This is a genomic window from Shigella sp. SIG6 (assembly GCF_053555815.1).
Map to the genome: position 1 here is coordinate 26541 of NZ_JBQZXC010000030.1, position 9892 is coordinate 36432.

Annotated in this window: 10 protein-coding genes; 9 read left to right on the plus strand and 1 reads right to left on the minus strand. The window is 49.3% G+C overall.

What is annotated here, in order from left to right; all coding sequences use genetic code 11:
• The first annotated feature begins 190 nt into the window (after positions 1 to 190).
• The 6 genes from tnaA (at position 191) to yieF (ending at position 6679) form a co-directional block, all read left to right on the plus strand.
• Positions 191 to 1606, plus strand: a complete 1416-nt coding sequence (tnaA, locus tag ACUU1M_RS07660) for a tryptophanase (RefSeq protein WP_001295247.1) — start codon at positions 191 to 193, stop codon at positions 1604 to 1606.
• Between the two features lie 90 nt (positions 1607 to 1696).
• Complete coding sequence (tnaB, locus tag ACUU1M_RS07665) at positions 1697 to 2944, plus strand: low affinity tryptophan permease TnaB (RefSeq protein WP_000131911.1); 1248 nt, start codon at positions 1697 to 1699, stop codon at positions 2942 to 2944.
• Between the two features lie 131 nt (positions 2945 to 3075).
• Complete coding sequence (gene mdtL / locus ACUU1M_RS07670) at positions 3076 to 4251, plus strand: multidrug efflux MFS transporter MdtL (RefSeq protein WP_000085990.1); 1176 nt, start codon at positions 3076 to 3078, stop codon at positions 4249 to 4251.
• Positions 4226 to 5185, plus strand: a complete 960-nt coding sequence (gene yidZ, locus ACUU1M_RS07675; RefSeq protein ID WP_005077586.1) for an HTH-type transcriptional regulator YidZ — start codon at positions 4226 to 4228, stop codon at positions 5183 to 5185. The genes mdtL and yidZ overlap by 26 nt, the downstream gene beginning before the upstream one ends.
• A gap of 156 nt (positions 5186 to 5341) precedes the next feature.
• Positions 5342 to 6091, plus strand: a complete 750-nt coding sequence (locus ACUU1M_RS07680) for a 4'-phosphopantetheinyl transferase family protein (protein ID WP_005077588.1) — start codon at positions 5342 to 5344, stop codon at positions 6089 to 6091.
• Between the two features lie 21 nt (positions 6092 to 6112).
• Positions 6113 to 6679, plus strand: a complete 567-nt coding sequence (gene yieF, locus ACUU1M_RS07685) for a class I chromate reductase YieF (RefSeq protein WP_001291268.1) — start codon at positions 6113 to 6115, stop codon at positions 6677 to 6679.
• 53 nt (positions 6680 to 6732) lie between these two features.
• Here the strand turns inward: yieF and adeP are convergent, their stop codons facing one another.
• On the minus strand, positions 6733 to 8070 hold the full coding sequence (gene adeP, locus ACUU1M_RS07690; RefSeq protein ID WP_005081549.1) for an adenine permease AdeP: 1338 nt from the start codon (positions 8068 to 8070) through the stop codon (positions 6733 to 6735).
• A gap of 164 nt (positions 8071 to 8234) precedes the next feature.
• Here adeP and yieH point away from each other — a divergent pair, with 164 nt between their 5' ends.
• From yieH to ACUU1M_RS07705, 3 genes are all read left to right on the plus strand, one after another.
• Positions 8235 to 8900: a 6-phosphogluconate phosphatase gene (gene yieH, locus ACUU1M_RS07695; protein WP_152028903.1), complete on the plus strand. Its 666-nt coding sequence runs from the start codon at positions 8235 to 8237 to the stop codon at positions 8898 to 8900.
• Positions 8901 to 8966: 66 nt separating this feature from the next.
• The gene (locus ACUU1M_RS07700) at positions 8967 to 9428 is read left to right on the plus strand and encodes a hypothetical protein (RefSeq protein WP_152028902.1); all 462 of its coding nucleotides are present in this window, start codon (positions 8967 to 8969) and stop codon (positions 9426 to 9428) included.
• Between the two features lie 48 nt (positions 9429 to 9476).
• Positions 9477 to 9892 (plus strand): CbrC family protein (locus ACUU1M_RS07705; protein ID WP_449144657.1); only part of this gene is annotated, 416 nt, incomplete at its 3' end.

Genomic DNA, 9892 nt, shown 5'->3' on the forward strand with positions numbered 1-9892 from the left:
AACCGATTAGATTCAATGTGATCGATTAGTTTGCTATATCTTAATTTTGCCTTTTGCAAAGGCCATCTCTCGTTTATTTACTTATTTTAGTAAATGATGGTGCTTGTATATATACATGGTGAATTAATGGATATTGCAGATGTAATATTCACAGGGATCACTGTAATTAAAATAAATGAAGGATTATGTAATGGAAAACTTTAAACATCTCCCTGAACCGTTCCGCATTCGTGTTATTGAGCCAGTAAAACGTACTACTCGCGCTTATCGTGAAGAAGCAATTATTAAATCCGGTATGAACCCGTTCCTGCTGGATAGCGAAGATGTGTTTATCGATTTACTGACCGACAGCGGCACCGGGGCGGTAACCCAAAGTATGCAGGCAGCGATGATGCGCGGCGACGAAGCCTACAGCGGCAGCCGCAGCTACTATGCGTTAGCCGAGTCAGTGAAAAATATCTTTGGTTATCAATATACTATTCCGACTCACCAGGGCCGTGGCGCAGAGCAAATCTATATTCCGGTACTGATTAAAAAACGCGAGCAGGAAAAAGGCCTGGATCGCAGCAAAATGGTGGCATTCTCTAACTATTTCTTTGATACCACGCAGGGCCATAGCCAGATTAACGGCTGTACCGTGCGTAACGTCTATATCAAAGAAGCCTTCGATACGGGCGTGCGTTACGACTTTAAAGGCAACTTTGACCTCGAAGGATTAGAACGCGGTATTGAAGAAGTTGGCCCGAATAACGTGCCGTATATCGTTGCAACCATCACCAGTAACTCTGCAGGTGGTCAGCCGGTTTCACTGGCAAACTTAAAAGCGATGTACAGCATCGCGAAGAAATACGATATTCCGGTGGTAATGGACTCCGCACGCTTTGCTGAAAACGCCTATTTCATCAAGCAGCGTGAAGCAGAATACAAAGACTGGACCATCGAGCAGATCACCCGCGAAACCTACAAATATGCCGATATGCTGGCGATGTCCGCCAAGAAAGATGCGATGGTGCCGATGGGCGGCTTGCTGTGCATGAAAGACGACAGCTTCTTTGATGTGTACACCGAGTGCAGAACCCTTTGCGTGGTGCAGGAAGGCTTCCCGACATATGGCGGCCTGGAAGGCGGCGCGATGGAGCGTCTGGCGGTAGGTCTGTATGACGGCATGAATCTCGACTGGCTGGCTTATCGTATCGCGCAGGTACAGTATCTGGTCGATGGTCTGGAAGAGATTGGCGTTGTCTGCCAGCAGGCGGGCGGTCACGCGGCATTCGTTGATGCCGGTAAACTGCTGCCGCATATCCCGGCAGACCAGTTCCCGGCACAGGCGCTGGCGTGCGAGCTGTATAAAGTCGCCGGTATCCGTGCGGTAGAAATTGGCTCTTTCCTGTTAGGCCGCGATCCGAAAACCGGTAAACAACTGCCATGCCCGGCTGAACTGCTGCGTTTAACCATTCCGCGCGCAACATATACTCAAACACATATGGACTTCATTATTGAAGCCTTTAAACATGTAAAAGAGAACGCGGCGAATATTAAAGGATTAACCTTTACCTACGAACCAAAAGTATTGCGTCACTTCACCGCAAAACTGAAAGAAGTTTAATTAATACTACAGAGTGGCTATAAGGATGTTAGCCACTCTCTTACCCTACATCCTCAATAACAAAAATAGCCTTCCTCTAAAGGTGGCATCATGACTGATCAAGCTGAAAAAAAGCACTCTGCATTTTGGGGTGTTATGGTTATAGCAGGTACAGTAATTGGTGGAGGTATGTTTGCTTTACCTGTTGATCTTGCCGGTGCCTGGTTTTTCTGGGGTGCCTTTATCCTTATCATTGCCTGGTTTTCAATGCTTCATTCCGGGTTATTGTTATTAGAAGCAAATTTAAATTATCCTGTCGGCTCCAGTTTTAACACCATCACCAAAGATTTAATAGGTAACACCTGGAACATTATCAGCGGTATTACCGTTGCCTTCGTTCTCTATATCCTCACTTATGCCTATATCTCTGCTAATGGTGCGATCATTAGTGAAACGATATCAATGAATTTGGGCTATCACGCTAATCCACGTATTGTCGGGATCTGCACAGCCATTTTCGTTGCCAGCGTATTGTGGATAAGTTCGTTAGCCGCCAGTCGCATTACCTCATTGTTCCTCGGGCTGAAGATTATCTCCTTTGTGATCGTGTTTGGTTCTTTCTTCTTCCAGGTCGATTACTCCATCCTGCGCGATGCCACCAGCACCACTGCGGGAACGTCTTACTTCCCGTATATCTTTATGGCTTTGCCGGTGTGTCTGGCGTCATTTGGTTTCCACGGCAATATTCCCAGCCTGATTATTTGCTATGGCAAACGCAAAGATAAGTTAATCAAAAGCGTGGTATTTGGTTCGCTGCTGGCGCTGGTGATTTATCTCTTCTGGCTCTATTGCACGATGGGGAATATTCCGCGCGAAAGCTTTAAGGCGATAATCTCCTCAGGCGGCAACGTTGATTCGCTGGTGAAATCGTTCCTCGGCACCAAACAGCACGGCATTATCGAGTTTTGCCTGCTGGTGTTCTCTAACTTAGCTGTTGCCAGTTCGTTCTTTGGTGTCACGCTGGGGTTGTTCGATTATCTGGCGGACCTGTTTAAGATTGATAACTCCCACGGCGGGCGTTTCAAAACCGTGCTGTTAACCTTCCTGCCACCTGCGTTGTTGTATCTGATCTTCCCGAACGGCTTTATTTACGGGATCGGCGGTGCCGGGCTGTGCGCCACCATCTGGGCGGTCATTATTCCCGCAGTGCTTGCAATCAAAGCTCGCAAGAAGTTTCCCAATCAGATGTTCACGGTCTGGGGCGGCAATCTTATTCCGGCGATTGTCATTCTCTTTGGTATAACCGTGATTTTGTGCTGGTTCGGCAACGTCTTTAACGTGTTACCTAAATTTGGCTAAATCCTTCAAGAAGCCAGCCATTCGCTGGCTTCTTGCCTCTCAGGAAATCACTTATGTCCAAATGGCAACTCGCCTTATCCTCCTTCACCACGTATGCTTTGCGTCACCTTACTATCAGGACGCTTTAGCCCATGTCCCGCTTTTTGATTTGTAGTTTTGCCCTGGTTTTACTTTATCCCGCCGGGATTGATATGTACCTCGTTGGTTTACCGCGCATCGCCGCCGATCTCAATGCCAGCGAAGCGCAGTTGCATATTGCGTTCTCCGTATATCTGGCGGGGATGGCAGCTGCGATGCTATTTGCCGGTAAAGTGGCCGATCGTTCAGGGAGAAAGCCGGTCGCCATACCCGGCGCGGCGCTATTTATTATTGCCTCGGTGTTCTGTTCACTGGCTGAAACCAGCACGTTATTTCTTGCAGGCCGATTTCTACAGGGGTTGGGCGCAGGCTGTTGTTACGTGGTGGCGTTCGCCATTTTGCGCGACACGCTGGATGATCGACGTCGGGCTAAAGTGCTGTCATTACTCAACGGTATTACCTGCATCATTCCGGTGTTAGCGCCAGTGCTCGGACATCTGATTATGCTTAAATTCCCGTGGCAGAGTCTGTTCTGGGCGATGGCAATGATGGGCATCGCGGTACTGATGTTGTCTTTGTTTATTTTAAAAGAAACGCGCCCAGCGTCCCCCGCTGCTTCGGACAAACCACGAGAAAATAGCAAGTCGCTGCTTAATCGTTTTTTCCTCAGCCGTGTTGTTATCACCACCCTCAGCGTTTCGGTGATCCTCACTTTCGTCAATACATCGCCGGTATTGCTGATGGAAATCATGGGGTTTGAGCGCGGAGAATACGCCACCATTATGGCGCTGACCGCTGGCGTCAGCATGACCTTTTCATTCTCGACGCCATTTGCGCTGGGAATTTTTAAGCCACGTACGTTGATGATCACCTCGCAGGTGTTATTCCTTGCGGCGGGGATCACCCTTGCCGTTTCACCTTCCCATGCGGTTTCTCTGTTTGGTATCACGCTGATTTGCGCCGGTTTCTCGGTAGGTTTTGGCGTAGCGATGAGTCAGGCGTTAGGACCATTTTCATTACGCGCGGGCGTAGCCAGCTCGACCTTAGGTATTGCGCAGGTTTGCGGTTCGTCACTGTGGATTTGGCTGGCCGCGGTGGTTGGTATCGGCGCATGGAATATGCTGATCGGGATTCTGATTGCCTGTAGCATAGTGAGCCTGTTGCTGATTATGTTCGTCGCGCCTGGACGCCCCGTTGCCGCTCATGAAGAAATCCATCACCACGCTTGATCTCAATCTGCTGCTCTGTCTGCAACTGCTGATGCAGGAGCGCAGCGTGACCAAAGCGGCGAAGCGGATGAACGTGACCCCTTCAGCGGTGAGTAAGTCGCTGGCAAAGTTAAGAGCGTGGTTTGACGACCCGCTCTTTGTGAACTCACCGCTGGGGCTGTCGCCCACACCGCTAATGGTCAGCATGGAGCAAAATCTGGCGGAATGGATGCAAATGAGCAATCTGCTGCTGGATAAACCGCACCACCAGACACCGCGCGGCCTGAAGTTTGAGTTGGCGGCGGAATCGCCGCTGATGATGATCATGCTTAATGCGCTGTCGAAACGGATCTACCAACGTTACCCGCAGGCGACCATCAAACTACGTAACTGGGATTACGATTCCTTAGATGCCATTACTCGTGGTGAAGTGGATATTGGTTTTTCCGGTCGCGAAAGCCATCCTCGCTCGCGGGAGCTGTTAAGCTCGCTACCGTTAGCCATTGATTATGAAGTGCTGTTTAGTGATGTACCCTGCGTCTGGTTACGCAAAGATCATCCGGCACTGCATGAAACGTGGAATCTGGACACCTTTTTACGTTATCCGCATATCAGCATTTGCTGGGAACAGAGCGACACCTGGGCGCTGGACAATGTGTTACAGGAGCTGGGGCGCGAACGCACGATTGCTATGAACCTGCCGGAATTCGAGCAGTCACTGTTTATGGCAGCGCAACCCGACAATCTGCTACTGGCGACCGCGCCGCGCTACTGTCAGTACTACAATCAACTCCATCAACTGCCGTTGGTTGCTCTTCCTCTCCCGTTTGACGAAAGCCAGCAAAAAAAGCTGGAAGTTCCTTTTACCCTGCTGTGGCATAAACGGAACAGCCATAATCCGAAGATCGTCTGGTTACGGGAAACCATTAAAAACCTTTACGCGTCGATGGCATAACCGAATCGTATGAAACGCGACCCAATTTCACAATAAAATGTAAAAAAGTTGTAATAAGCTTGTCTGAATCGAACTTTTAGCCGCTTTAGTCTGTCCATCATTCCAGTAAATGATTACTCTTGTATTCATAATGGACCATTAAGCATGGAGCGAAAAATGGCGACTCACTTTGCCCGAGGGATTTTAACGGAAGGACATCTGATTTCTGTTCGTCTCCCCTCCCAGTGTCATCAAGAAGCCCGAAACATTCCCCCTCATCGTCAAAGCCGTTTTCTGGCGTCCAGAGGTTTACTCGCAGAACTGATGTTCATGCTGTATGGCATTGGCGAATTGCCGGAAATCGTCACCCTGCCGAAAGGTAAACCGGTTTTCAGTGATAAAAATTTGCCTTCGTTTTCTATTTCCTATGCCGGGAATATGGTTGGCGTGGCGTTAACAACCGAAGGTGAATGTGGCCTCGATATGGAACTACAGCGTGCGACGCGCGGGTTTCATAGCCCACACGCGCCCGATAACCACACCTTTTCCAGCAATGAATCGCTATGGATCAGTAAACAAAACGATCCTAACGAAGCGCGGGCGCAGCTCATTACGCTGCGCCGAAGCGTGCTAAAACTAACCGGTGATGTTTTGAATGACGATCCGCGCGATCTGCAGCTGCTGCCCATTGCCGGACGCCTGAAATGTGCTCATGTAAATCATGTAGAAGCGTTATGCGACACGGAGGACGTGCTGGTGTGGTCCGTGGCGGTCACGCCCGCGATTGAAAAGCTCAGTGTCTGGGAGTTAGATGGCAAACACAGCTGGAAAAGCCTGCCGGATATTCACAGCCGCGCCAACAATCCTACCAGCCGGATGATGCGTTTTGCCCAGCTCTCTACCGTGAAGTCTTTTTCGCCAAATTGATAGACAACCACAGGAGTCATTATGTCTGAAAAATTGCAGGTGGTTACGTTACTGGGGAGCCTGCGCAAAGGCTCATTTAATGGCATGGTTGCACGTACCCTGCCGAAAATTGCTCCGGCGAGCATGGAAGTCAATGCGTTACCTTCCATTGCCGACATTCCCCTGTATGACGCTGACGTACAGCAGGAAGAAGGTTTTCCAGCAACGGTTGAAGCTCTGGCGGAACAGATCCGTCAGGCTGACGGTGTGGTGATCGTCACGCCGGAATATAACTACTCGGTACCGGGTGGGCTGAAAAATGCCATCGACTGGCTTTCCCGCCTGCCGGATCAACCGCTGGCCGGTAAACCGGTGTTGATTCAGACCAGCTCAATGGGCGTGATTGGCGGCGCGCGCTGTCAGTATCACCTGCGCCAGATTCTGGTTTTCCTCGATGCAATGGTGATGAACAAGCCGGAATTTATGGGCGGCGTGATTCAGAACAAAGTTGATCCGCAAACCGGAGAAGTGATTGATCAGGGTACGCTGGACCACCTGACCGGGCAATTGACCGCATTTGGTGAGTTTATTCAGCGAGTTAAGATCTAAATAAAAAACCCGCCAGTAATCATGCATGGCGGGTTTTTAATGCGCTATCGATTTTAATGAGCGTCGATAAATACAATCTTCAGGATAAACAGCAGCGCAACGATGATTACGCACGGGCTAAGGTCACGCAGACGCCCGGTACCAATCTTCATCACGCAGTAGGAGATAAAGCCCAGCGCAATACCTTCGGTAATCGAAAAGCTGAACGGCATCATCACGGCGGTAATAAACGCCGGAACAGATTCAGTAAGATCCTGCCAGTTCACGCGAGCAAGACTTGAGGTCATCAACACGCCAACGTAGATCAACGCGCCAGCTGCAGCGTAGCCTGGCACCATTCCCGCCAGCGGCGACAGAAAGATAACCAGCAGGAACAGCAGACCAACAACCACTGCCGTCAGACCGGTACGACCGCCAACCGATACGCCGGAAGAGGACTCAATATAAGCCGTAACGGAAGAAGTACCGATAAACGAACCGGTCACGGAAGAGATACTGTCGACATACAGCGCCTGCTTCATGCGCGGGAATTTCCCCTTCTCATCCGCCAGACCTGCTTTATCGGTCACGCCAATCAGCGTACCGGAGGAGTCAAACAAGTTGACCAACATGAAAGAGAAAATCACCCCTGCCAGCCCGAGGTTAAACGACCCGGCTAAATCTACATGACCCACAACTGTCATTACGCTCGGCGGCGCAGAAACGATGCCATTGTAGTGCACATCACCCAGCATCCAGCCCAGCAGCGTCGTCACCACGATAGAAACCAGCACCGCTGCGTGAATGTTGCGCGAGGCCAGAATAGCAATGATGAAAAAGCCGAGGATACCCAGAAGTACGCTGTGAGAAGTCAGATTACCGATGCTCACCAGCGTTTCCGAGTTAGCGACAATCACACCTGCGTTTTTCAGCCCCATCATGCCGATAAACAGGCCGATACCGCTGGTAATACCCACACGCAGACTTACCGGAATGTTAGCAATCATCCAGTAACGAACGCGGAAAATGGTCAAAAGAAGCAGTCCGACAGCGCCCCAGAAGATTGCGCCCATACCGATCTGCCACGGCAGCCCCATTGCCTGGACAACCACAAAAGCGAAAAAGGCGTTAAGCCCCATCGCAGGAGCCAGCGCCACCGGAAGGTTTGCAAACAATCCCATCATAATGCTACCGAAAGCAGCAATCAGACAGGTTGTTACGAAGACGGCACTGGTGTCCATGCCAGCAACGCCCAGAATTTGTGGGTTAACAAATACGATGTAGACCATCGTCAGGAAGGTGGTGAACCCGGCAATCACTTCAGTTCGTGCCGTAGTACCATGTTCGCGCAGTTTAAAAACGCGTTCCAGCATCCTCTGACCAGAAGTCTGGGTGGTATGTTGATGACTCATTATCTATTTCCGAACAAGGAGGGAAAATCCGTCGCTATCGTATACCAAAATGCGACAATAGGCGCGTTTGTGAGAGACTTTTTTATTGGATTTACTTATACGGCAACGATTGCGTTGCGCAAATCGGCTCTACGAAAACGTTAAACTGATTAAAAAGGAAAGGCATGTCCCGGATAGAAGCGGTATTTTTCGACTGCGACGGTACGCTGGTCGACAGTGAAGTCATTTGCTCCCGCGCATATGTAACGATGTTTCAGGAATTTGGTATTACGCTCGATCCTGAAGAGGTATTCAAACGTTTCAAAGGTGTAAAACTGTACGAAATTATCGATATTGTTTCCCTTGAACATGGTGCTACGTTAGCGAAAACAGAAGCTGAACACGTTTACCGTGCAGAAGTCGCTCGGCTGTTCGATTCAGAACTGGAAGCCATCGAAGGGGCTGGAGCGCTCCTGTCAGCGATCACTGCGCCAATGTGTGTGGTATCTAACGGCCCAAATAACAAAATGCAGCATTCTATGGGCAAGCTGAATATGTTGCACTACTTCCCGGATAAACTGTTCAGCGGCTACGATATTCAGCGCTGGAAGCCAGACCCGGCGTTAATGTTCCATGCGGCAAAAGCGATGAATGTAAATGTAGAAAACTGCATTCTGGTTGATGACTCAGTTGCCGGTGCGCAATCTGGTATCGACGCAGGTATGGAAGTGTTCTACTTCTGCGCCGACCCGCACAATAAGCCGATCGTTCACCCGAAAGTCACCACCTTTACCCATCTTTCGCAGTTACCGGAACTGTGGAAAGCGCGTGGTTGGGATATTACGGCATAGTTCTTCACACTCCCTTCACTTACCCCGCTTAAATTGGCGCTCAAAGGTAAGTAAAGGGAGTTTGATATGTCTGTTTCACGTCGGGTAATACATCACGGACTTTATTTTGCGGTTTTAGGACCGTTAATTGGTGTTCTGTTTCTTGTCCTCTACATATTCTTCGCAAAAGAACCGCTGGTTCTTTTGGTAATAATACAGGTACTTCCATTGTTTATTACTACGGGAGCTATTCCTGCATTGTTAACCGGCGTGATGGTCGCCTGTCTGCCGGAAAAGATCGGGTCACAGAAAAATTATCGTTGTCTGGCTGGTGGCATAGGTGGCGTCGTTATCACCGAGATCTATTGTGCAGTTATTGTACATATTAAGGGCATGGCTTCCTCGGAGTTGTTTGAAAACATTCTTTCTGGTGACAGTCTCGTTGTCCGCATCATTCCTGCATTGCTGGCAGGTGTGGTGATGAGCAGAATCATTACCCGTCTGCCCGGATTGGATATTTCATGTCCTGAAACAGACTCTTTAAGTTAAGCGGGATACTTTATCTTTGGGCTACTCAAAAGCAGACAGGATGTTACTATGACTCAAAATATCAGGCCGTTACCCCAATTCAAATATCATCCCAAGCCACTGGAAACAGGCGCATTTGAACAGGATAAAACCGTAGAGTGCGATTGCTGTGAACAACAGACGTCAGTTTATTACTCGGGTCCCTTTTATTGCGTTGATGAAGTTGAACATCTCTGTCCGTTGTGTATTGCGGACGGTTCTGCTGCTGAAAAGTTTGCAGGTAGTTTTCAGGATGATGCCAGCATAGAAGGTGTTGAATTTGAGTATGATGAAGAGGACGAATTTGCCGGTATTAAGAACACATATCCTGATGAAATGCTGAAAGAGTTGGTTGAACGCACGCCAGGTTATCATGGATGGCAACAGGAATTCTGGCTTGCGCATTGTGGCGATTTCTGTGCTTTTATCGGCTATGTGGGCTGGAA

Coding starts and splice junctions, on each gene's coding strand:
- adeP (WP_005081549.1), bottom strand. CDS start 8,070: ATGAGTCATCAACATACCACCCAGACTTCTGGTCAGAGGATGCTGGAA.
- ACUU1M_RS07700 (WP_152028902.1), top strand. CDS start 8,967: ATGTCTGTTTCACGTCGGGTAATACATCACGGACTTTATTTTGCGGTT.
- ACUU1M_RS07680 (WP_005077588.1), top strand. CDS start 5,342: ATGGCGACTCACTTTGCCCGAGGGATTTTAACGGAAGGACATCTGATT.
- yieH (WP_152028903.1), top strand. CDS start 8,235: ATGTCCCGGATAGAAGCGGTATTTTTCGACTGCGACGGTACGCTGGTC.
- tnaB (WP_000131911.1), top strand. CDS start 1,697: ATGACTGATCAAGCTGAAAAAAAGCACTCTGCATTTTGGGGTGTTATG.
- mdtL (WP_000085990.1), top strand. CDS start 3,076: ATGTCCCGCTTTTTGATTTGTAGTTTTGCCCTGGTTTTACTTTATCCC.
- yidZ (WP_005077586.1), top strand. CDS start 4,226: ATGAAGAAATCCATCACCACGCTTGATCTCAATCTGCTGCTCTGTCTG.
- yieF (WP_001291268.1), top strand. CDS start 6,113: ATGTCTGAAAAATTGCAGGTGGTTACGTTACTGGGGAGCCTGCGCAAA.
- tnaA (WP_001295247.1), top strand. CDS start 191: ATGGAAAACTTTAAACATCTCCCTGAACCGTTCCGCATTCGTGTTATT.